Genomic DNA, 22999 nt, shown 5'->3' on the forward strand with positions numbered 1-22999 from the left:
AAAAACGGTCGGAAAAACAGAAAGGAGGGATTAACTCGCAGTTGACCACTCAATCTGCCAATCCATGTCTTCAATGAATCCCGGAATGTTTGCGGCGTGCTCAAACCACCAATCAAACCCCATGAAGTCTTTTGATTCTGGATCAGGGTCTAGAATATAAATGAAATAGCCGCCCGTTTCTCCAGCAGTATCATCGATAATCTCTACACTCCAGCCAGGGTGTTCGCCACTGATGATAATGCCCTTCTGACCAAAGGGGAAAGACTGTAGTTCTGCTTCCATGCATCAAAGTAAGAGGTTCGCGCAAAGGGTGGAAACGACGGGCGGATAGAGGATTACTCGTCATTGTACTTTCGGTATTCGTCGGTTTCCATAAAGTCTTCTCCTGGAAATACCAGCGGCAAGCCCGCTTGCTGAGCCGCGTGGAGCTGCGCCTCGGTCCCGCAAAAGAACCACGCCTCCTGCCCCGTTAAGCCAATGGCGGGGTTGATGCTGTAGAGCTTTTTGTCGGAGCCAAAAGCGGCGGGCAGGGTTTCAAGTTGTTCAAAGAAGCCATCGGGCAACCAATCGTCGTCGGTGGGGGCCCGGAACACGACGGACGCCTCGTCCGAGGTTAGCGTGGCCACAAACTGCGTCTCGTCGGCGGAAAGTTCTTCCTGAATGCGCATCGAAAGCTCGGGCAGTCATTCGTCCGCGATGCGTTGCAAAAGCGCGGAAAGGTCGCCCAGATAGTAAATGCACTCCGTGTCAAAGTTCACGTCCAACAGGCCGTGCTGCGCTTGAATCAGGGGGATTTGTTGGGCCAGTTCGTCGAGTGTCATGGCGAGGTAGGGTTGCTGTTGCTAAGGCAATGCAAAAGAATAGCTTGCGTGCCGCTCCACGACACATCGGTTCAGGTAAACGGTAGTTCAAATATACAGTTAAGCCCCGCCCATCCGGCGGGGCTTTTTTCGTCCTATGCCCCGCCGGCGTGTGCCCACATCTTGAGGGCATGAGTGAGTATTCCGCCGATTTTCAGCGCATCCTCGACGAGGAATTGGGCAACTACAGCGCCCGGGCCCTGGCCGCGTTGGCAGATGCCATCCAGAAAAAGGGCTTGGTGTTCACCGAGGAGTTGCTCCAGTCGCTGCGGTCGGAAGTAGTAGCCGCTTCCGCGCGCCACGTGGCCGGCATGGGCATTGCCTTCGAGCAGTATGGCCGCATCCGCGACATGAAGGGCATCAACCGCTCGAAGGCCCCGCCGCTGGAGGAGATTGAAGCCTACGTGGAAAAGGTTGGCATTGACAAGTTCAACTACGTGCCGGGCTACAAATACGGGCAGTTTCCGCTCACCAAGGCCGTGGCCCTCAACCGCATCGCCTGGGGCATCGCCCGGGCCAAGCTCCGCGACAACAGCCAGGTGAAGTCCAAGGCCTGGTTTGCCAAAACTTTTTACTCCAGCATCAACGGCTTCATCGACGCCGTGACCACCCGCTACGCCGCCCAAACCGGCACGCACATCGCCGCCCGCATCCGCATCTAATGGGACAAGTAAGACAGGACAACGTCCAGATTAAGCTCGAAATCGACGGCTCGCAGTCGCGCACCGAACTCGACAACCTCACCCGCAAGGCCCAAGTGCTGCAAGACGGCATGAAGCTGCTCAAAAAGGGCTCGGAAGAGTACGTAGCGGCCAATAAGGAGCTGAGCCAGGTCAGGGGCCAGATGGAGGTGCTGCGCAAGGAAATCGGCCTGACCTCGCTCACCAGCGACCAGCTGCGGGCCAAGTCGCGCGAACTCAACCGCGAATTGGGGCAGCTGGCCCCGAACACGGAATCCTTCCTGAATAAAGCCCAGGAGCTGGCCGACGTGGACGCGCGCTTGGCCCAGGTGTGCCTCGAAGCCAAGGGGGTGAAGGACGAGCTGGCCAACGCCGGCGGCGGGGTGCTCGACTTCATCAAGAAAGCGGCGGGCTTTGTGGGCATTCAGCTGGGCATTCAGGCGGCGGTGAGCGGCCTCAAGCAGCTGGGCGCAGAAAGCATCGACGCGGCCGCGCAGGGCAGCGATTCCATTGCCGACATGGAAAAGAGCCTGAACCTGACCACGGCCGGGGCCAAGGCCTTGCGCCAGCAGCTGGAAGGCACCGACACGCGCACCACCCAGGCCGACCTGGAGCGCATCGCCGTGGCCGGCGGGCAGCTGGGCGTGGCCGCGGCCGACGTGGACGAGTTCACGCAGTCCGTTGACCAGGCCAACGTGGCCCTGGGCGATGAATTCTCCGGCGGGGTGGAAGTGGTGACCAAGAGCATCGGCTGGCTGCAGAAGCTGTTCAAGGAAACGGCCGACCAGAAACCCGACGTGGCCATCACCAAAATCGGCTCGGCCCTGAACGCCCTGGGCGCGGACGGCTCGGCCACCGCGCCGGTGATTGCCGAGTTTACGGCCCGCATCGGCCAGCTCGGCGACCTCTCGCCCGAAATTACGGAGGTGTTGGGCCTGGGCGCTGCCTTTCAGGAGTTGGGGCTGCCGGCGGATATTTCCAGCGGTGGCCTGAGCAACATCCTGCTCACCGCCTCGAAGGACGCCGCCGGCTTCGGCAAGCAAATCGGGCTGACGGCCGACGAGTTTACGAACCTCATCAACACCGACCCCAACGAGGTGCTGCTGCGCCTGGCCGCCAGCCTGAAGGGCGCCAGCAACACCGAAATTGTGAATACGCTCGATGCGCTGGGCATCAAGTCGCAGGAGGCCACGAAGGTCATTAGCCTGCTGGCCACCCAAACCGACCTGGTGCGGCAGAAGCAGGCCCTGGCCAGCGCCGAGTTTGAAAAGGGCACGGGTCTCACCGACGAGTTCAACAAGAAAAACACCAACGCAGCGGCTGAGGTGGCCAAGGCCGAGAAGGGCTTTGCGCAGTTCCGGCAGGAGCTGGGCGAGCTGCTGATTCCGATTTACATCAAATTCCTCCAGTACGCGGGCCTGCTGCTCGACGTGCTCAAGGCGGTGCCCTCGTTCGTCGCGCAGAACAAAACGGCCTTCGGGCTGCTGGCCCTGGCCGTGCTGGCCTTCAACGCCGAGCAGGTAAAAGCGCAGGCCACCACCCTGCGCAGCCTGGCCCTGCAAAAACTCGTGGCCCTGGGCGTGCTCACGGAAGTGGAGGGCAAGTACGCCCTCATCACGGCCACCGAGTTGCAGGCCCGGGCGCAGGTGGGGCTGAATGCGGCCCTCACGGCCAACCCCATCGGCATCGTTATTACGCTGCTGGCCTTGTTTGCCTTCGGGCTGAAGCAGCTCTACGACCGCAGCGAATCCTTCCGCGCGGCCGTGGACAGCCTCTTCGTCATGCTGCGGCCCCTGGGCGCGCTGCTCGGCTCGCTGGGCACGGCCCTCGGGCCGCTGGTGGCGCAACTCGGGCGGTTGTTTGGCAGCTTCAGCGCCGGCAAAGGGCCGCTGGAGTTGTTCGGCCAAATCATGGCCCTCTCGGTGGTGCTGCCGCTGAAGCTGGTGGTGACCAACGTGCAGCTGGCCGTCGATGCGTTCGGCATCCTGCTCGAAACGGGCAAGCGCGTGGCCAATTTCTTTGGCGCGGATTTCAAGATTGACAACGGGGCCTTCGATAAGTTTCGCCAGAACACGGAAGCCAACGCCAAATCCATCCTGAGCACCCTCGCCGGGCAGGACGGCGCCCAGGCGAAGGCCGCCCAGACCAAACGGTTCGACGACTACGCGGCCGAGCTGAACCGCCGCATGAGCCTGGCCGCCGAAGCCCAGGCTAAGCAGAAAGCCCAGGCCCAGCAGGCCGCCGCCGACAGAAAGGCCCAGGACACCCAAAACGACGAAGAAAGCCTCAAGGCCCGGCTGGCCAACATCAAAGCGGCCCTGGCCCTGGTGGAGGCCGGTTCGGCCGAGGAGCTGCGGCTGAAGAAACGGCAGGTGACCACCACGCGCGACATCGAGCTGCTCGATGCCAAGAAAACCGCCGGCGACAAGAAGGTGCTTGTGGCCGAGGCCCTGCGCGACCTGCGCCAGCTCCAGGACGAGTACGACAAGAAAACCAAGGATGCGGCCGAGAAACGGGCCAAAGAGCAGGCCGACGTCGAGAAAAAGATTGCCGAGCTGAAGGCCGCGCAGCTCACCGACGAAACCGAGAAAAAAATACTCCAGCTGCAGGCAGCCGCTGAAAAGGAAAAGGCCACGGCCAAAGGCACGGCCGAGCAGATTGCCGAACAGAAAAAGCTCCTTGATGCGAACCTGGCTGTGGACGTGGCCGAGCTGCGGCGGGCCCGGGCCCAGAAGGATGCCGAGGAGGAGCTGAGCATTGAGAAGCAGCGCAACGGGCTCATTGTCGACCAGTACCAGCGCCGGGCGGCAGAGCTGCGCACCGCGGCCGCCGGCGAGCTGCTGAAGGTGCTCGACACCGACCGCAACGCGGCCGAGAAGCGCCGGCTCATTCAGGAGAAGCTCCAGCGCGACCTCGTGGCTTTGGAAACCGACCGCGTGGAAAAGCAGCAACGCATCGCAGACTACATCCTGGCCATTGATGATGAACTGGCTGTGCGCCGTGCCGCTCGTCGGAGGCAGCAGCTTGCAACTGCTCATAAGGATACTTCGGCCGCAGCCGAAGCGGAAAAGAATGCCCGTTTGGAGCAGTTAAATGACGAACTGCTGGAGGAGTTGAATAGCCAGGACCTGAACGATGCTCAAAAGCTCGCACGTATTCGAAAGTTTAAAGAAGATGAGGCCTCTATCATCAATGAATATGATGATGCTGAAATGGCGAAGAAGATGAAGGCTGAGGAAGATTTACGGGATGCTAAATTTGCAATCGCCCAAACCAGCGTTCAGTTACTAGCCGACCTGTCTAAAGCTGAGACAGATAAAGAACTAATACGCCTTGATAAAAGCAAGAAGCAGCGGCTGGCGCAGCTTGATGCTGAGTACAAGGCCGGGCGCATTGCAAAGGATTCGTATGAGGCGCAGAAGTCGGCTATTGAAGCCAATTACGATGCGCAAACCCGGCGCATTAGGAAGGAGGCAGCCGAGAAAGAAAAGGCCTATAACGTAGCGCAGGCCATTATTGCAGGCACTTTGGCCGTTATAAAGCTACTCGATAACCCGCCCGCGGCGATTGCTGCCGGTATTGCGGCCGCTGCAGGCGTTGCCAAAATCATTGCCACGCCCATTCCCGAGTTTGCCAAGGGCGGCATTACCGGCGGGCAGAAGTCGACGTGGCGCGACCGGGTGCGGCGCTTCGCCACCGGTGGCGGCATCAACCCCGTAGCCGGCGTGCCATCGGTCGGCCAGCTGCACAGCGGCGGCATCCGGATGGTGGACGGCGCCACGGGCCAGCACCTGGGCGAGTGGGAGCGGGGCGAGCCCTACATGATTCTGAGCCGCGACACCTACGCTAACAACCGCGAGCTGGTGGATGCGCTGCTCGACACGAGCCTGCACCGGGGCGGGGCACCGGTGCGCCGGCGTGATGGCGGCGGGTTCTACGCCGACGGGGGCACGCCCGGCGGTCCGCTACCTAGTGCGAGTGGCGCAGCTGGTGCTGGCAGCCAGGACGTGGTGCAGGCCATCGGCCGTATCGAGCAGGCCGTGCGGGAGCTGCCGTCGCGTCAGAGAATCGCCTGGGATGGCGAAGACACGGCCAACGTGGAGGACGCCCTGAAGGAGCGCCAGCAGACGCGCGACGGATTTTCCATTCGATAAATCTGCCGCAGAAACTGCCACAGACTAGAAGCAAAAAGGCCCTCAGCGTGTGCTGAGGGCCTTTTTTGTGGTCGTGTAAGGAGTCGAACCTTAAACCTTCTGATTCGTAGTCAGATGCTCTATCCAATTGAGCTACACAACCCTTTTCCCGTGTTGGGAGCACAAAGGTAAGCGGAGAAAAACCGGCTTCACAAGCCTGCTGCGAGATTTTTGATAATAATTTTTCGATTTTTACGCAAGCCGCTCAGAATCAAGGCTGCTTTTTTGGCTCGGCTGCACTGTTGTTGAGGGCCCGTTTGAGTGCGTGGTTGAAAATGTAGTAGAGGCCGAAGAACGACAGGGCCACCAACGCCAGGAGCAGCAGCTTGCCGGTGGTGCCGGTGCCGGGGTCTTTGAGCAGGGTGAAAACGTCCTGCGCCTTCGTGCCCAGCCAGTAGAAGAACAGGCTGCGCGGCAGCATGCCCGCGATAGAGGCAAACAGGAACGGGCCGCGCCGCACCCGCATGATGGCCAAAATGAACGTCATCAGCGCGAAAGGCGTGACGGGCGACACGCGGGTGAGGAAAATCAGCTGCCAGGAGTCGGTTTTCAGCTCTTTCATCACGGCGTCGGCCTTGGGGAAGTGGCTGAGGAAGGCCAGCATCTTGCCATGGTCGAGCATGGTGGCAATCTGGTAGCCCACCAGTGCGGCCAGGGCGTAGGCCACCACCATGCCCGGAAAGCCGTGCCAACCCAGGTAAAAGCCCGTTATCAGCACCACGGCTGTGGTGTTCACCAGCGAGAAGGCCATGGCCACGCCCACAATGACGAAGTAGAGCAGGCTTTGGGCGGTGGTGAGGTTTTCGAGGAGTTCCTTGTTTTTGTATAGCACGCCCGTGAGCGACGCGCTGCCCAGCAGCGGCACGGCCACCAGCAGCACCATGGACAGCAGCGTGGAGAAGTTCTTCTGAAAAAGCTCGCGCAGAAATTTCATAGGCAGTGAAGGTAAGGACCCGCGTGGGGGAGCCCGGCCGGTGGGTTGTCTTTACGCGCCGACAGGGGCGGGGGCTACGCTTTTTTTTAGATAGGCCTAATGACTGAAAGCAGGCGTTTGCCGGTAGCAGTAGCAGCCGGATAGCAGTCGGGCCACTCCTGGTGCGTTTCGGCCCTGCCTTGGCTGGCGTCCGTAACTTGCCGGCCCAAGGCGCCCAAACGTTGCCCGGCGCCGGGTCCAATTCAGCTAAAATCCCACCATCACCATGAAATTCGCCACCAAAGCCATTCACGCCGGCGTGCACCCGGACCCCGCTACCGGGGCCATCATGACGCCCATCTACCAGACGTCGACCTACGTGCAGACCTCGCCCGGCAAAAACCAGGGCTTCGAGTACTCGCGCACCCACAACCCCACCCGCTCGCAGCTGCAGGACGCCGTGGCGGTCCTCGACAACGGCAAGCACGGCATCGCCTTCGCCTCCGGTATGGCGGCCATCGACTGCGTGATGAAGCTGCTGAAGCCCGGTGATGAGGTGATTTCGACCAACGACCTCTACGGCGGCAGCTACCGCCTCTTCACGAAAGTGTACGAGGTGTTCGGCATCAAATTCCACTTCGTGCCCATGCACGACATGGCTGCCGTGCGCGCCGTGGCCAGCGAAAAAACCAAGCTGATTTGGGTGGAAACGCCCACTAACCCGTTGCTCAACATCATCGACATTGCCGCCGCCGCGGCCGTGGCCAAGGAGTGCGGCGCCCTGCTGGCCGTGGATAATACCTTCAGCACGCCCTACCTGCAAACCCCGATGGACCTCGGGGCCGACATCGTGATGTATTCGCTCACCAAGTACATGGCCGGCCATTCCGATACCGTGATGGGCGCGCTGGTGGTGAACGACGACGAACTGCACCAGCGCCTGAGCTTCTACCAGAACGCCTGCGGCGGCACGCCGGGGCCCCAGGACTGCTTTCTGGTGCTGCGCGGGCTGAAAACGCTGCATATCCGCATGCAGCGGCACTGCGAAAACGGCCGTGCCGTGGCCGAGTACCTGCGCCAGCACCCCAAAGTGGAGAAAGTGTACTGGCCGGGCTTCGAAAACCACCCCAACTACGCCGTGGCGGCCCGGCAGATGCGCGACTTCGGTGGCATGATTTCCTTTGTGCTCAAAGGCGACCGGCAGGAAGATGCCATTGCCGTGCTGGAGAAGTTCAAGTACTTCACTCTGGCCGAAAGCCTGGGCGGCGTGGAAAGCCTCAGCGGCCACCCCGCCACCATGACGCACGCCAGCATCCCGGCTGAGCAGCGTCGTAAGTCGGGCCTCTCAGACTCGCTCATTCGCCTGAGCGTGGGCATTGAGGATGCCGAGGATTTGATTGACGATTTGGCCCAAGCCATTGGGTAGGTCATATTAGCAGCCGCGATTTTTTCGTTGGAAGCGCCGGGTTGCCTTTGTGGGCCGCCCGGCGCTTTTATTTTTAACCCCGCATCCGCTCAGCCAGTTACTCCATGCGCTATTACTTCCTTTTTCTGCTGCCGCTCACGCGTTTCGCTGCTGCTCAGGCGCCCATTCCGCAGCCTCTGCCACACACCGTTCTGGTGCGGGGCACGGCCGAGCAGGAACTGGAGCCCGAGAAGCTGGACCTGCTGATAACCTACCGGTTTTCGGATAACGTGAAGGAAAACGGCCGCAACCAGGAACAGGAGCAAGCCCTGCAACAGGTGCTGAAGCAGGCCGGCATCGCGCCCGAAAAATTGGTGCTCGAAGACCTGAGCGCCAGCGGCTACGGCGGTTTGTCCAAGGTAAATAATGCCACCGTGGCGCTGACGAAAACCTACCGCCTCACGTTGGAGCGTCCGCAGCTGCTCAATACGCTGCTGCCACAGCTGGTGCAGGCCGGTGCTGATAATGTCCATCTGGTACACTTGCAAAATACCCGTTTGGAAACGGTCAAGGCGGAGTTGATAACGCAGGCCGTGAGCAATGCCCGCCAAAAAGCCACGGTGGCGGCCAAAGCAACCGGCCAACAGCTTGGAGCAGTGCTGAGTCTGGTGGAAGTGATACCGGATAGTCCGCGCCCCGAATGGCTACAGTCGCGGTATAAATTAATGTCGTTGGCCGGTGTCAGCAGCCAGGGTACGACGGCAGAGGATGAACGCCCAACACTGCGCAAAATCAATGTGAAAGCCGTGTATGACCTGGTGTTTGAAATAAAATAGTACCGGCTTAGCCGCAATCATTCGCTATTATGCCCCAAACGCCACCCATCGAAACCCGGCCGCTCTTCGCCGAGCTTGACCGCCTGCTGCTGGAGTTGCTGCGTTCCCTAGCGCCTGAGGACTGGCAGCGGCCCACCCTGGCCCGGCTCTGGACGGTGAAGGACGTGGCCGTCCACCTGCTCGATGGCAACCTGCGCACCCTATCCATGCTGCGCGACGGCTACTTTGCCGAAACGCCCGACGACTTCTCCTATGCCGGCATGGTGGCCTACCTCAACCGTCTGAACGCCGACTGGGTGCGGGCCGCCCGCCGCCTGAGCCCGGCCGTGCTCACGGAGCTGCTGGCCCAGTCGGGCGCCGAATACACGGCCTACCTGCACACGCTCGACCCGTGGGCGCCGGCCACGTTTTCGGTGGCCTGGGCCGGCGAGGCGGAGTCGCTGAACTGGTTTCACATTGCCCGCGACTACACTGAAAAGTGGCACCATCAGCAGCAAATCCGTGAGGCCGTGGGCCAGACGGCGGCGCTGATGACGCCAGCATTGTTCCGGCCGTTCATGGCCACGCTGCTGCGCGGGCTGCCGCACGCCTATCGCGCGGTGGCAGCGCCAGCGGGCACGCGGGTGCGGGTTAGCATTGAGGCGGGCGGCACCTGGGAACTGCTGAAAACCACCGACGCCTGGCAGCTGATGCCGCCTGCCGCCGCTGCGCCCACGGCCGAAATCACCTTCCCGCCCGACGTGGCGTGGCGGGTGTTCACCAAGGGCCTGAGCGCGGCCGAGGCCGAGCCACTGGTGCAGCTGGCCGGCGATGCGCGGCTGGCAAAAGCCGCTCTGGGCCTGGTGGCCGTAATGGGCTGACGGGCGCCCCGGCCCGCGCACCGCGAGCGGCCTTCGGACTGAGCAATGTGTCGAATCTATCGGCCTGAAAACGAATTAAAAACGGATTAAATGCCAACCCTGACTGCGTAGCGACGGTTTAAGGCATGATTCTGTTTTAATTCTGGTTTTTATCGGCCTTCCGTGATAGGCTTTTTGCTATGCTTTCTTTTACCAAATTGTATCGCCGGGCGAGGGTAGTGCCCGTGGTGGCGCTGCTGGGTTTGGGCGGCTGTAACCTCATCGAGTTCAGCCCCAACGACCACCGCGTCCCCGAAGAATTCACCAACCTCACCGAGAAAAACCTGGCCAAGCTGAAGGCCAAGCCCCTGGCTGCCGGCGACACGCTGCGTTTCATCTTCACTGGCGACTCGCAGCAGTTCTACGACGAAGCCGAAGCTCTGGTGGCCAGTGCCAACCAGCAGCCCGGCATCTCCTTTCTGGTGGTGGCCGGCGACATTTCCGACTTCGGCCTGGCCCGCGAAATGCAGTGGGTGGATGAAAAGCTGCGCCGCCTGACCGTGCCCTACGTCACGGTCATCGGCAACCACGACCTGGTGGGCAACGGCCGCCCCACCTACGGCCACATTTTCGGGGCCTACAACTACTCGTTTGTGTACGGCGACACCAAGTTCATCATGGTGGACACCAACGGCCGCGAATACAACTTCGACGGCACGGCGCCCGACATGGGCTGGCTGCGCCCCCAACTGGCCAACCGCGACGGCGCCCGCCGGCAGGTGGTCATCAGCCACGTGCCGCCCACCAACGACGACTTCGACCCCGCCCTGCGCACGCCCTACGTGCGGGCCCTGGCCGAAGCCCCGAACCTGGTGTTTGAGATGAACGGCCACAACCATTCCTTCAGCATCACCCAGCCCTACAAAGACGGCGTGACCTACGTGAATTCCGACGCGTTTTCGGAGCGGCACTACATGGTGGTGACGGTGTGGGGCGACAAGCAGTTTCGCATTAAACGGGTCAAGTTCTAATGAAAAAGCTTCTTCTCCCGACCCTACTGCTGGCCGCCCTGGGTGCCAAAGCGGCCCCCGCACCTGCTGATACAACGGCTACCACTTCCCCAGTGAAAGCCGACACCCCGCCCGCTGGCGCCTCCGAGCGCAAGTGGTTCCGCCCCAAGCACCTAGTGCTGCAAACCGGCGGCGGCCTGGGCATGGTGGCCGCCGGCGCCGGCTACGAATTCGCGAAAAACCACCTCGAAACCGATATTCTCATCGGCTACGTTCCCAAGTACTACGCGGGCTCCACGCTCAGCCTGGCTTCGCTGAAGTTCATGTATTCGCCCTTTCACTTGCCCGTAGGTGAGAAATTGCAGGTGGTGCCGCTCACGGTGGGGGCGTATTTCAGCTACACCCACGGCACCATCAACGACGAGCTGAAGGGCCAGTACTCGGCCGACTACTACTGGTTTTCGACCGATACGCGCTACGGCCCGCTGCTGGGCAGCCGCCTCACGTTTCTGGCGCCGCCGGTAGCTGCCACCGGGCAGCCGCGCAAAATATCGGTTTATTACGAGCTGGGTAGCAACGATTTGTATTTGGCCAGTTGGTTCAATAACCAGAAGGGCGGCCTCGCTTTCAGCCAGCTACTGACGCTGGCGCTGGGCGTGAAAGCCGATTTTTAATCTTCCGCTGTCCTAACCTGTCAGCCATGCCCAACGGCCCCGCCGCTCATTCGGAGCGTCAGGGCCGTTTGAGTTTGCGAACCATGCAGAGGAAGATGCCACGCAACTTCCGGGCGAGGGAGCCGGTCATGGAGAGGTACGGCGCGCGCAGCGGCGTTTCCAACTCCTTTCCCTTCTGATGAAAAAGTATCTACTCCTGGGGCCTCTGTTGGCCCTGGCGGCACCGGTGGCCGCCCAGCAAATTGAAATCCAGGCTCGGGCCGGCGTGGGATTATCCCGTTTTGGCGGGCCGGATGCCCGGAGCACCTCGTTCGTCAATCGCACCGACACCCCGGACCTGGACTACACGAATAGCCCGTATGGCAGCCGCTGGGGCGCGGGCGTGTCACTGGGCGGGCGCGTAGAGCGCGTGGGCGCAGGCAATGGCCTGCTGGCGTTCGACCTGGGATATGAGTGGCTGCAAAGCCGCACCAACATCACGGCGCTTTCCATCTCATACCCTCTCTACAGCTCCTATCGGGCCGGGCCTTACGAGGCCGACGGCAGCACCGCCATGCAAACCCACAACCTGACCACCTTTCTGGGCATCGGCCACCGCTTCGGCGCTGGTAAGTTGAGCATCGATGCTTTGGCGGGGCCGGAAGCGGCTTACGTCTTTGGCTTCCGCGAAAAGGGCAGCGGCACCTACAATGGCAGCACGTCTTGGAGCACCGACCTGGACCACCGTGCCTTCAACCGCTTCGATGCGCGCCTGCGGGCCGATGCCACGGTGTGGTACCAGCGGCTGGGCCTGAACGCCAGCTACTCGCACGGCCTGCTCAACTACCAGAGCGGGCTGCTGGGCGCCAGCCCCAAGGTGTATGCGCGCGTGCTGCGCCTGGGGCTGGCCTACCGGCTGCGCTAGGCTTGGGCAAAATATGTGGGCCGTCGCTGCGTCTGCGCTGATAAGCCGCCCAACGCGGCGGTTTTTCAGCCAACTATTCCATGCAGCTTCAGGCCCTCCACAACGGCAAAGTTTATCAGAACGCCATCCCCACTTCCGTGGGCCCGCCCTCCGGCTACGGCGCCCTGCTGAAACGCTGGCTGTTTGAAAAAGCCGAGCGGGAGCCTTCAAAACCGCTCGGTCCTTTCCGGGCCGATGCCGCCGCGCTGGCCGCTCCCGTGCCCGCTGCTGCATTGCGCGCCACTTGGCTGGGCCACAGCACGGTGCTGCTCGAAATCGACGGTCGCCGCATCCTTACCGACCCGGTGTGGAGCGAACGGGCGTCGCCCTCGCAGCTGCTAGGGCCGAAGCGGTTCTTCGCACCGCCGCTGCCGCTCGATAAGCTGCCGAAGCTGGACGCCGTCGTCCTCTCGCACGACCACTACGACCACCTCGACCCAGTAGCTATTCGGGTGCTGGGGCGCACGGGCGTGCCGTTTTTTTGCCCGCTGGGCGTGGGCGCACACCTGCGCCGCTGGGGCGTGGCCAGTGATAAAATCACCGAGTTGAACTGGTGGGAATCGGCGGCGCTGGCGCCCGACTTCACGCTGGTGGCCACGCCGGCCCGGCACTTCTCGGGCCGCGGCCTCACCCGCAACGATACACTGTGGGCCTCGTGGTGCCTGCTGGGGCCTACGCATAAAGTGTTTTTCGGCGGCGACTCGGGGCCGCTCGACGAAGGTTTCCGGCAGATAGGGGAGGCTTACGGGCCGTTCGACTTGTTGATGCTCGAAATCGGCGCCTCCGACCCCGAATGGGCCGACATTCATTTGGGCCCAGACAACGCCCTGGCGGCGCACCGGCTGCTGGGCGGCGGCCCGTTGCTGCCGCTGCACTGGGGCACGTTCAACCTAGCGTTTCATGCCTGGCGGCAGCCCGTGCAGCGTTTAATTGAAGCAGCTGGAACTGAGGTGCCGCTGTTGCTGCCAGCCCCCGGGCAGCGCGTGGATGTGGCGGCGGGCCCGCTCAATTCGCGTTGGTGGGAATAAAAAATAAGCCCGGCCTTAAACAATCGACCGGCGGCTCGCTTATATCCGCTCGATGCCGGCCCGCAGTCGTGGTCCCGGCATCCGACTTTATCTTTGCCCCGTGATACAAACCCCCGCAGCCGCTCCTTTCCTGGGAAATCGGCTGGCTTCCACCAGCTTTTCCCCGAACCTTGCCAGCCTGTCCGCGCCCATGTGCTCGGCTGTGGTAGGGTGCTGTTGCTGTTGTGGTTAGGATAGGGCGTTAGCCGGTGGGCAGAACGAAAGTTCTCCCGGCTGAATGCCAGACCAGAAAAAAAGTGGGATGCTGCCCCGGTGCCACTTGCCGCACCGTCGGGTAGCTGCGCTATGGCCTGTGGGCTGATTCTGGTATAATCATTTATTGGCTTTATAGGTCGCCGGTTGGCGTCGGGGCGGCCGCATGGCGGGCTCCGGCCAACGGCCGCCTGGGCTTTTCTTTTTTCTGGGATTATCCGGTTTGAAACGCCCGTGTGGCCGCCGGAATCCCGCTTCATTTCCCTCTTTTTCTTGTTATGACACACCCCACAACTACCCGAATCGGGCTGCTGGCGCTGCTTTTGTGGCTGACCACGGCCGCCGCCTGGGCCCAGAACCTCACCGTTACCGGCCGCGTCCTCGACGCCACCGGCCAGAGCCAGCCCGGCGTGACCGTGCTGGAGCAAGGCACCAGCAACGGCACCAGCACCGACGGCGATGGCCGTTTCTTGCTCAGCAACGTGCCCGGCACGGCAACCCTCGTCTTTTCTGCCGTGGGCTCGCTCACCCAAACCGTGCCGCTGAACGGCCGCACCAGCCTCGAAATCCGCCTCGCCGCCAACCAGACCGAGCTGAACGAAGTGGTGGTGACGGGCTCGCGCGCTACGGAGGGCCGTTCCAACATTCTAACCACCTCGCCGGTAGACGTGATTTCGGCCCGCGAAATCAAGGCCTACGCCCAGACCGACGTTACCCAGATTCTGACCTACATCGCGCCCTCGTTCCAGAGCACGCGCCAGACCGTGACCGACGGCACCGATTTCGTGGACCCCGCCACCCTGCGCGGCCTCGGCCCCGACCAGGTGCTGGTGCTGGTGAACGGCAAGCGCCGCCACACTTCGGCCCTCGTGAACATCAACGGCACGCCCGGGCGCGGCTCGGTGGGCACGGATATGAACGTGATTCCGCCTGCTGCCATCAAGCGGATTGAGGTGCTGCGCGACGGCGCGGCGGCCCAGTACGGCTCCGACGCCATTGCCGGCGTCATCAATATCCAGCTGAAGGACGACACTACCGGCGTGAGCGTGAGCAGCACCGCCGGCCAAACCAGCAAGAGCGACGGCCAACTGTTTCAGGCCGATGCCAACCTAGGCTTCGGCCTGGGCCGTCGGGGCTTCGTGAACGTGAGCGGCCAGTTTTCGAACCGCAGCTTCGTGGACCGCAGCGGCCTCGACACGGCCCCGCTCATCTACCTGGGCAGCACCGCCGGCAACTACCCGGCCGGCCTCACCGATGTACAGAAACTCGACCTGAAAGCCCGCGATAATGCCCTGGTGGCCCAGAATGGCTTTAACCGCCGCGACATCCGGGTGGGCAGCGCCGACACCCGCACCTACGGCAGCTTCGTGAACGCGGCCTACACGCTGGCCCCCAGTATCGGCCTCGAAGCCTACTTTGCGGGCGGCCTCACGCGCCGCACGGGCCGCTCGGGCGCGCTCTACCGGCTGCCCACGCAGGTGACGCAAACCGACGCCAGCATCTACCCGAATGGCTTTCTGCCCTTCATCAACAGCACTGTGAACGACGGCTCGGCCATCGTGGGCCTGCGCGGCCGGGTGCTGGGCTTCGCGGCTGATTTGAGCAACACCTACGGCCGCAATGCCTTGGACTACGACATCACCAACACCCTCAACGCCTCATTGCCGGCGGGCACCAGCCCCACCAGCTTTTATGCCGGCCAGCTGGCTTTCCAGCAGAACACCACCAACCTGGGCTTCTCGCGCAAATTCACCGAAATCGGCCCGCTGGCCACGCTGAACGTGGCTTTCGGCGGTGAGTTTCGGGTCGATAATTTCCAGATTAACGCCGGCGAATCAGGCTCCTACATTCTCGGGTCGCGCCTGGTGAACGGAACGCCGGCCGCCGCGGGCTCGCAGGGTTTTGCTGGTTACCGGCCCTCCGATGCCCTCAACCAAAGCCGCAACAACGTGTCGGGCTACATTGATTTGGAAAGCGACCTGACCGACAAGCTATTGGTGAACGTGGCCGGCCGTGCCGAACGATACTGCGATTTCGGCTCCAACGTGAGCGGCAAAGTAGCCGCCCGCTACAGCATCCTCAACGGGCTGGCCTTGCGCGGCGCGCTCAGCAACGGCTTCCGGGCGCCCTCGCTGCAGCAGCGCTACTTCACCAACTCCAGCACGCAATTCACCAGCGGCGAGCTGCGCGAAGTGCTGACCACCAACAACGATGACCCCATCACCAAGGCCTTCGGCATTGGCTCGCTGAAGCAGGAGAAATCGACTAATTACAGCGTGGGCCTCACGGCGCGCTTGTTCAAAATCATCACGCTGACGGTGGATGCCTACCAGATTGACATCCGCGACCGAATTGTGCTCAGCTCGCAGTTCAGCCGCGCCAATGCTGTGGTAGCGGGCATTCTCACCGCCAACCCGCGCCCCGGCCAGAACCCGGTGCAGGGCGTGCAGTTCTTCGCCAACGCCGTGAATACGCGCACCCAAGGCATCGACATCGTGGCCAACGAGCGCCTGACCCTGGGCCCCGACAGCCGCCTGACCCTGACCGCCGCCGCCAACTTCAACGAAACACTGGTGCGCAGCTTCAACAGCTCGGCCTTCATCGACAACAACGCCAGCCTGCAAAACACGTTGTTTGACCGTGCCCAGCGCGCCCGCCTCGAAAACGGCCAGCCTCGCAGCAAAATCAACCTGAGCGCCGACTACGGCTACAAAATCCTCGGCGTGAACCTGCGCACCGTGCGCTTCGGCGAGGTGCAGACCAAGGACGCTGACCCCACCCGCTCCTTCATCGACCAGACTTTCTCGGCCAAATGGGTGACCGACCTGACCATCAGCGCGCAGGTTATCAAGAACATCGGCTTGAGTGTGGGCGTCAACAACCTGTTCAACGTCTACCCCGACCGCCTCTACCAGGACCCCAACAACAACGAGCAAAGCTTGGCCTACACCACCCTGGATGCCACCAACCGCGGCCGCTTCCAGTACAACTCCAACCAGTTCGGCTTTAATGGCGCCTTCTACTTCGGCCGCGTGAATTTCACGCTCTAACCATTTCAGTTTTGAGACGAAAAAGGCCCTTCAATATACTGAAGGGCCTTTTTTGTTTGAGGTAGGGGCGAGGTCGTACCTCGTTCAGACGTGCGCTAATTGCCGCTGTACTGCAGCCGGGCCACTTGCGTGCCGGCCGGGTTACGGGCAAAGTAGAGGCCGGCGGGCAGGGTAGCGGTGGGCTGCCACACCACGCGGCCATCGGCCGACGTCCTGAGCTGCGCTACTTGGTGGCCTAGGGCATCGGTGATGGTGACGGGCTGCACGCCTTGTCCGGCAAACTGGAACTGTACAACTTCGCTGAATGGCACCGGGAAAGGCGGCTGCGCCAACGCCTGTCGCGGGCGGGCGGCCAAGCCCGTGCGCGTGACCAGAAAAAGCACCGTAAGTACGCTGTGGCCCAGCAGCGGGCAAGCATTGTCGAGGGCTGAAACCGTGAGTTGGTAGCGGCCTTGCGGCAGCGTGGCAGGCACTTGCCAGGTGAGCTGGCCCTGGCCGTTGGCCAGGGGCTGAAAGGTGGCTCCGGGCACCAGCCCGGCTACTTCGCTGCTCAGCGTCACCGATTGGCCGGCGTCGGCATCGGTGGCGGTGAAAACCAACGTGGCCGTTTGGCCCGCGGCAATGCGGATTTCCTGGCCCAGCAGCTGGCCGGTGGGAGCAGCCGCCAACGCCACGCGGGTGAAGGCCGGTGCTAGGTTGGTGCCGGCCGAGGCATAATAATCCAGTTCCCGCATCACGCTGCCAATTTTTCGCCAGTTCCCGCTCACGCGCCGGTACTCGTTCACGCGGGCGCCCAGGGCGTAAATGCCTAGCTGTCCGGCCGCGCCGGCCACGTTCAGCAGTTCGCCGGTGGCGGCGTTTAGCTGCAGGTGCGGGGCGGCGGCGCCCGTGGTAGCGGGAGGACATGTCGTGGTAGGAAGGGAATTGCCCGTCAGGGGTTGCACGGCTTCGTACACCAGCGAGTCGCCTTCGCTGTCGAAGGCGCTGAGGCTGTACCGTTGGGCCTGGGCGCTGACGAGGTGCACGGGCCGCGAGGCGGTGAATCGGGGCGAGGAGTTCACCAGGCCCGTCGAATTATCCAGCTCGGCGTTCAGGGAAAGTCCGACCGTGCCGGATTGGGCTATGTTGGTGATGCCGGCGACCCGTGACGCCATGCCGACGGTTAATTGCCATTGGGCGGGAGGAAGCGTCACCAGTCCTTGCAGAGTGGTGATGATGACCGACTCGCTGGTGCCCGTGCACGAGGTAGCAACCGTTTGGCCTGCCGCCCGCGTCAGCGTGGTGGAGATGGTGGGCAGGGTGCACCCGTTCGGGCTGCACGCGAGCGAAACCCCCGTGGGCGGCGCACCTACGCCCACCGCCCCGCTGCCGTCACTGTAAATGCGCGCCGTCACGCGGTAGAGGTTTGGGGAAGCCGCAGTGCCCACGTACTCGTAGGTAAGGTCGCCCCCCAATATGTGCGTAGCGTGGGCCGCCAGGGCGTTTGCCAGACAGAAAAAAAGAAGCAGAATGTCGCGAAAAGCTGAAAAGCGGAGCATCGGCTGAGAAGAGGACGGCAAAGGTGACAGCACCATCGGCGGGGCCGACAGCCCCCAAATCTAATTGCAAATGGCTAACAGCAAATAATGTAGTTGCCCGAGCCGGCCGTTTATTTTCCAGGCGCCGACGTGCTCGAATTACTGCCCAGAATCTGAAACAGCTCGTCCAGCTTCGGCGTGAGGATGATTTCGGTGCGGCGGTTCATGGCCTTGTTCTGGGGCGTGTCGTTGGCGGCCACGGGCACGTACTGGCCGCGCCCCGAGGCCGTGACGCGCTCCGGCGAAACGCCGCTGGTGGTGAGCAGGCGCGCGATTTCGGTGGCGCGCAGGGCGCTCAGGTCCCAGTTGTCGGTCATGCCGGCGGTGCCGCGCAAAATGGGTACGTTGTCGGTGTGGCCTTCCACCACCACGTTCACGTCTTTCTGCTCCTGGAGCACGGTGGCGAGCTTTTTCAGCGCTTCCTGGCCTTTGGGGTCCACTTTCGTCGAGCCCGATTTGAAGAGCAATTGCTCCGAGAGCGACACGTACACCTTGCCGTCCTTCAGCTTCACCTGCAGGTCGCTGCTGTTGAAGCTGAGCAGGGCCTTGCTCACGCGGGCCTTCAGGTCTTCCACGGCTTTGTCCTTGTCGGCCAGGGCCTGGGTGAGCTCGGCGAGGCGGGCTTCGCGGGTTTTGAGGTCGGCGGCGAGGCGGTCGTTGTCGGCTTTGCTTTTTTGCAGGTTCACTTCGAGACTGCCCAACTCGGCTTCGCGGCGAGCCAGGTCCTTGGCTACTTTGTTGTAGTCGGAAGACTTGTTGGCTAGCTCCCGGTCGCTGTTTTTGAGCAGCTTGTCGTAGCTGTTGTTCAGCTCGTTGTAGAGGCTGCGGGTTTTGCGGTAGGCGGCGCCGGTTTCGGCCGAATCGGTCACGAGGCGCTTTTGGGTGAGGCGCAGCTGGGCCAGCTCGTCGGAGGCTTTTTGCAGCTCGGTGGTGGTGCTGCGGAGCTGGCGATCAGCGGCTTCTTTGCCCTGGGCGTCGGCCTTTTGGCGGGCGCTCAGGTCGTCGTATTTGCGGGCTGTCACGCAGCCGTTGAGGGCAGAAGCGGCGAGCAGCGAAAGGCCCAGCAGGGCAGGGGAGAAGCGTTTCACGGGCAGAAGGGGGCGCGGGGCCAAGCCATCGGCGGCCGGACTGCCCGGCCGCGTTGGCAGGGCAAGGTAGCGCTTAATGCGCGGCCAAGCCGGCCAAAAAGCGGTTTTGCCTACCTGTTTGGGCTATATTTGTCTGCCTGCGAGGTCCCGAAACCATCAGGGGTATTGCCGGCATGCCGGGCGGCCCGGAGTTTGGCCCCGCGTACTTCGACCAAAAAACCGGACGCGCGTAAACAGTTGCCCGGCCTCGGCCTTTTGCCAAACCCGCACCGGCAGGCGCCGCGTTTGACTTATCTTTGACGCCCTGTTTCATCAGTTGCCGCCGGCCTGAAATCGGCGAATCCTCCCCAAAACTAAAAGCTAATAGCCATCAGCTAACAGCTAAAAGCTAACTATATGGCCTGGTTCAAGCGCGTAGAAAAGGGCATTGTGACCCCCACCGAACAGAAAAAAGAAACTCCGGACGGCCTCTGGCACAAATGCCCCGAATGCAAAACCGTGGTGACCATGGCCGAGCACAAGCGCCACCTGTTCGTGTGTAGCAACTGCAACCACCACGACCGCATCGACGCCGCCGATTACTTCGAGTTTCTGTTCGACGGCGGCCAGTATACCGAGCTCGACGCCAACCTGACGTCCGGCGACCCGCTACACTTCGTCGATACCAAAGAGTATCCGAAGCGCGTGGCCGCGACCGAGCGCAACACTGGCCTGAAAGACGCCGTGCGCACGGCCCATGGCGTGTCGGCGGGCCAGCCGCTGGTGGTGGCGGCCATGGATTTTAAGTTTATCGGGGGCTCGATGGGCTCGGTGGTGGGCGAAAAAATTGCCCGTGCCATCGACTTCGCCCGCCAAAACCGCACGCCTTTCCTCATGATTTCGCGCTCGGGCGGCGCCCGCATGATGGAAGCCGGCTACTCGCTGATGCAAATGGCCAAAACCTCGGCCAAACTGGCCCTGCTTAGCGAAGCCGGCGTGCCCTACGTGAGCCTCCTGACGGACCCCACCACGGGCGGCGTCACCGCTTCGTTTGCCATGCTGGGCGATTTTAACATTGCCGAGCCGGGCGCGCTCATCGGCTTTGCCGGGCCGCGCGTCATAAAGGAAACCATCGGCAAAGACCTGCCCAAGGGCTTCCAGAGCGCCGAATTTGTGTTGGAACACGGCTTCCTCGATTTCATTGTGGACCGCCGCGAGATGAAGCAGCGCTTGGCCGACCTGCTGGGCATGCTCCGCCCCGCTTCGGCCGCCGCTCCTGAGCAGCGCGAAGCCCGCCGCACCGCCACAAAAGCCCATTAGTGCCTCGCCAGCGCAGTTTTTTGCTTTCGGCACACTTCTTGAAAAGCCCATTCCGACACCGGAACGGGCTTTTCCCGTATAAGGCCAAATACTCACCAATTCTTCACTTCATGAACACCTCCAAATCTCTCCTTTCTGTCCTGATGGCCTTCGTGCTGCTGTTTAGCTCCTGCGCCACGTCGCAGCAAGCCAGCACCCAGCCCGACCTCTCGACCAACAACGGCACCGGCGCCCGCAAAACGGGCATGAGCAAAACCACCAAAGGCGGCCTGCTGGGCGCTGGTGGCGGCGCAGTGCTGGGTGGCGTAGTGGGCGGCCTGCTGGGCGGCGGCAAGGGCACGGCCATTGGCGCCATTGTGGGCGCTGCTGCGGGTGGCACCACCGGCGCCATCATCGGCCGCAAGATGGACAAAGCTGCCGAAGAACTGCAAACCGACATGAAAGGCGCCCGCGTAGAGCGTGTGGGCGAAGGCATCAAAATCACCTTCGATTCGGGCATTCTCTTCGACACCAACTCGGCCACGCTGCGGCCGGCTTCGGAAAGCGACATCAGCAAGATGGCCGCCGTGCTCCAGAAATACCCCGACACCAACGTGCTGATTGAAGGCCACACCGACAACACCGGCTCAGACGCCATCAACCAGCCCCTGTCGGAGCGCCGGGCCCAAGCCGTGGCTACTTCTACTATGGCCAAAGGCGTGGCTGCCAGCCGCATCACCACCAATGGTTACGGCTCGACCCAGCCCGTGGGCGACAACACCACCGTGGAGGGCCGTCAGGCCAACCGTCGCGTAGAAATTGCCATTTACGCCAACGAAAAAATGAAAAAGGCTGCCGAACAAGGCCGTCTGTAAGCCATCAATCGACACTCAAGCTGCCCGGCAGCTTAGGTTGAAATTAAAAAAGCCGCCCGAATGGGCGGCTTTTTTTTGGTTTTTTCTGGTTGGCAACGATTAGACTAACCGCAGCAAAACCTGCGGGCCCATGCCTCCGTTTAATCCCCGTTGTTTCTGTTTTTTTTCAATCCAAACTCAACTGTTGTCATGAAGACTTTCAAAATATATTTCCTGCTGGTAATGGCCTTTTTGATGCTGGCCGGTTCGGCCGCTCAGGCCCAGACGCCTAAAAAAGGTTGGAGCAATAAAGCCAAAGGCGCGGCCATCGGCGGCGGTGCCGGTGCTGTGACCGGCGCCGTGATTGGCGGCGGCAAGGGTGCCCTGATTGGCGGTGCCGCTGGCGTGGTAGGCGGTGGCTTGATTGGCCGCAACAAGGACAAGAAAAAAGACCCGGCCCGCTATTATAACTACAAGGGCAAGAAGTAACCGGGGCCGTGGCGCCCGCGCCACACCTGTTAAAAAGGCCTTGCCTCTGCGGCAGGGCCTTTTTTTATGCCGGGCCCGGCACAGTTGTAGAGTTTGGCAAGGTGGTTGCAAATGGCGTACTTGCCGCCTCATTGCTCCAGTTGCGCTTGTGGCTGGCCTCTTTTATCCAAACCCTTTTTTAAACATGAAATTTCTTCGTTCGTCCCTCGCATTTATGTTTGCGCTGCTGTTGTTGCTGAACAACTTTGCGCAGGCCCAAACTTCTACCGTTTCGACGGATAAGCCGAAAGGCATGAGCAAAACCCTCAAAGGCGGCCTCATCGGCGGCCTGGGTGGCGCAGTGGCCGGCGGCGTGGCGGGCCGCCTCATCGGTGGCAAGTCGGGCACGGCCAAAGGTGCCATCATCGGCGCTGTGGTGGGTGGTGCCGGTGGTGCCCTCATCGGCCGCAAAATGGACAAGCAGGCCGCTGAGCTGCGCCGCGACCTGGAAGGCGCCACGGTAGAGCGCGTGGGCGAGGGCATCAAAATCACCTTCGCTTCGGGCATTCTGTTCGGCACCAACTCGTCGAGCCTGACCCCGGAAGCTGCCGGCAACATCGACCAACTGGCCGCCACGCTGAAGAAATACGCCGACACCAACGTCATCATCGAAGGCCACACCGACAGCTCGGGTTCGGATGCCATCAACCAGCCCCTATCGGAGCGTCGCGCACAGGCCGTGTCGAACGAGATTCAGGCGCAAGGTGTTGATTCTGGCCGAATTCAGGCCAAAGGTTACGGCTCGAGCCAGCCCGTGGGCGACAACAGCACGGTGGCCGGCAAAGCCGCCAACCGTCGCGTGGAAGTAGCCATTTTCGCCAACGAAAAAATGCAGAAGGCCGCCAAAAAAGGCCAGCTGTAAGACCAAGCCGGCTGCGGTAAGCGCAGCCGGTATTCAACTAAAAAAGGCTGCCCAACCGGGCAGCCTTTTTTTATGCTGTGGGGGCCGAACTGGCGCGCCAAAGCAACCTTGCGACTGGGCCTTGGGTAC

20 protein-coding genes and 1 tRNA gene are annotated in these 22999 nt (G+C 61.9%); 14 read left to right on the top strand and 7 right to left on the bottom strand.

The genetic code is table 11. The features are described from left to right. Positions 1 to 30: 30 nt before the first annotated feature. From Q5H92_RS10730 to Q5H92_RS10740, 3 genes are read right to left on the bottom strand one after another with little or no spacing between them, the layout of a single operon-like run. The gene (locus tag Q5H92_RS10730) at positions 31 to 282 is read right to left on the bottom strand and encodes a hypothetical protein (protein WP_305011521.1); all 252 of its coding nucleotides are present in this window, start codon (positions 280 to 282) and stop codon (positions 31 to 33) included. A 53-nt stretch (positions 283 to 335) separates the two neighbouring features. Further along, the gene (locus Q5H92_RS10735) at positions 336 to 668 is read right to left on the bottom strand and encodes a hypothetical protein (RefSeq protein ID WP_305011522.1); all 333 of its coding nucleotides are present in this window, start codon (positions 666 to 668) and stop codon (positions 336 to 338) included. 15 nt (positions 669 to 683) lie between these two features. Beyond that, a complete protein-coding gene (locus tag Q5H92_RS10740; RefSeq protein ID WP_305011523.1) occupies positions 684 to 821 on the bottom strand; it encodes a hypothetical protein in 138 nt (45 codons plus the stop codon). Between the two features lie 170 nt (positions 822 to 991). On the opposite strand from Q5H92_RS10740, the gene Q5H92_RS10745 reads away from it, so the two are divergent. Beyond that, entirely contained in the window at positions 992 to 1522 is a 531-nt protein-coding gene (locus tag Q5H92_RS10745) for a hypothetical protein (RefSeq protein WP_305011524.1), read from the top strand. Further along, entirely contained in the window at positions 1522 to 5694 is a 4173-nt protein-coding gene (locus tag Q5H92_RS10750) for a phage tail tape measure protein (RefSeq protein WP_305011525.1), read from the top strand. The genes Q5H92_RS10745 and Q5H92_RS10750 overlap by 1 nt, the downstream gene beginning before the upstream one ends. A gap of 68 nt (positions 5695 to 5762) precedes the next feature. On the opposite strand, the gene Q5H92_RS10755 is transcribed toward Q5H92_RS10750, so the two are convergent. After that, positions 5763 to 5836, bottom strand: a tRNA-Arg gene (locus Q5H92_RS10755). Positions 5837 to 5944: 108 nt separating this feature from the next. Then, positions 5945 to 6667, bottom strand: coding sequence for a TVP38/TMEM64 family protein (locus Q5H92_RS10760; RefSeq protein ID WP_305011526.1), 723 nt, complete (start codon positions 6665 to 6667; stop codon positions 5945 to 5947). A gap of 265 nt (positions 6668 to 6932) precedes the next feature. Here Q5H92_RS10760 and Q5H92_RS10765 point away from each other — a divergent pair, with 265 nt between their 5' ends. From Q5H92_RS10765 to Q5H92_RS10800, 8 genes are all read left to right on the top strand, one after another. Continuing rightward, complete coding sequence (locus tag Q5H92_RS10765) at positions 6933 to 8072, top strand: cystathionine gamma-synthase (RefSeq protein ID WP_305011527.1); 1140 nt, start codon at positions 6933 to 6935, stop codon at positions 8070 to 8072. Positions 8073 to 8176: 104 nt separating this feature from the next. Beyond that, complete coding sequence (locus Q5H92_RS10770) at positions 8177 to 8887, top strand: SIMPL domain-containing protein (protein WP_305011528.1); 711 nt, start codon at positions 8177 to 8179, stop codon at positions 8885 to 8887. A gap of 29 nt (positions 8888 to 8916) precedes the next feature. Next, positions 8917 to 9747 carry a maleylpyruvate isomerase N-terminal domain-containing protein gene (locus Q5H92_RS10775; RefSeq protein WP_305011529.1) on the top strand — a complete coding sequence of 277 codons (831 nt, stop codon included), beginning with the start codon at positions 8917 to 8919 and terminating at the stop codon, positions 9745 to 9747. Positions 9748 to 9926: 179 nt separating this feature from the next. Continuing rightward, a complete protein-coding gene (locus tag Q5H92_RS10780) occupies positions 9927 to 10757 on the top strand; it encodes a metallophosphoesterase family protein (protein ID WP_305011530.1) in 831 nt (276 codons plus the stop codon). Then, positions 10757 to 11410 (top strand): hypothetical protein, encoded by a 654-nt coding sequence (locus Q5H92_RS10785; protein ID WP_305011531.1) that lies wholly within the window; start codon positions 10757 to 10759, stop codon positions 11408 to 11410. Before Q5H92_RS10780 ends, Q5H92_RS10785 begins: the two co-directional genes overlap by 1 nt. Before the next feature lie 178 nt (positions 11411 to 11588). Next, complete coding sequence (locus Q5H92_RS10790) at positions 11589 to 12314, top strand: outer membrane beta-barrel protein (protein ID WP_305011532.1); 726 nt, start codon at positions 11589 to 11591, stop codon at positions 12312 to 12314. An 80-nt stretch (positions 12315 to 12394) separates the two neighbouring features. Next, positions 12395 to 13381 (top strand): MBL fold metallo-hydrolase, encoded by a 987-nt coding sequence (locus tag Q5H92_RS10795; RefSeq protein ID WP_305011533.1) that lies wholly within the window; start codon positions 12395 to 12397, stop codon positions 13379 to 13381. 530 nt (positions 13382 to 13911) lie between these two features. Then, positions 13912 to 16683 carry a TonB-dependent receptor gene (locus tag Q5H92_RS10800; protein ID WP_305011535.1) on the top strand — a complete coding sequence of 924 codons (2772 nt, stop codon included), beginning with the start codon at positions 13912 to 13914 and terminating at the stop codon, positions 16681 to 16683. Positions 16684 to 16778: 95 nt separating this feature from the next. Here Q5H92_RS10800 and Q5H92_RS10805 read toward each other — a convergent pair whose 3' ends face one another. Together Q5H92_RS10805 and Q5H92_RS10810 are read right to left on the bottom strand one after the other, a co-directional pair. Beyond that, the gene (locus tag Q5H92_RS10805; protein ID WP_305011536.1) at positions 16779 to 18221 is read right to left on the bottom strand and encodes a hypothetical protein; all 1443 of its coding nucleotides are present in this window, start codon (positions 18219 to 18221) and stop codon (positions 16779 to 16781) included. A gap of 110 nt (positions 18222 to 18331) precedes the next feature. Then, positions 18332 to 19348 (bottom strand): OmpA family protein, encoded by a 1017-nt coding sequence (locus Q5H92_RS10810; protein ID WP_305011537.1) that lies wholly within the window; start codon positions 19346 to 19348, stop codon positions 18332 to 18334. 396 nt (positions 19349 to 19744) lie between these two features. On the opposite strand from Q5H92_RS10810, the gene accD reads away from it, so the two are divergent. The 4 genes from accD to Q5H92_RS10830 all read left to right on the top strand — a co-directional run bounded on the left by accD (position 19745) and on the right by Q5H92_RS10830 (position 22870). Beyond that, positions 19745 to 20647, top strand: a complete 903-nt coding sequence (accD, locus tag Q5H92_RS10815; protein WP_305011538.1) for an acetyl-CoA carboxylase, carboxyltransferase subunit beta — start codon at positions 19745 to 19747, stop codon at positions 20645 to 20647. Between the two features lie 110 nt (positions 20648 to 20757). Beyond that, positions 20758 to 21501: a YiaD family glycine zipper/OmpA-like lipoprotein gene (locus tag Q5H92_RS10820; RefSeq protein ID WP_305011539.1), complete on the top strand. Its 744-nt coding sequence runs from the start codon at positions 20758 to 20760 to the stop codon at positions 21499 to 21501. 189 nt (positions 21502 to 21690) lie between these two features. Continuing rightward, positions 21691 to 21969, top strand: coding sequence for a YMGG-like glycine zipper-containing protein (locus Q5H92_RS10825; RefSeq protein ID WP_305011540.1), 279 nt, complete (start codon positions 21691 to 21693; stop codon positions 21967 to 21969). 184 nt (positions 21970 to 22153) lie between these two features. Then, a complete protein-coding gene (locus Q5H92_RS10830) occupies positions 22154 to 22870 on the top strand; it encodes a YiaD family glycine zipper/OmpA-like lipoprotein (protein ID WP_305011541.1) in 717 nt (238 codons plus the stop codon). The last annotated feature ends 129 nt before the right edge of the window (positions 22871 to 22999 follow it).

The sequence above is a fragment of the Hymenobacter mellowenesis genome (assembly GCF_030581005.1).
Taxonomy (GTDB): Bacteria; Bacteroidota; Bacteroidia; order Cytophagales; family Hymenobacteraceae; genus Hymenobacter; species Hymenobacter mellowenesis.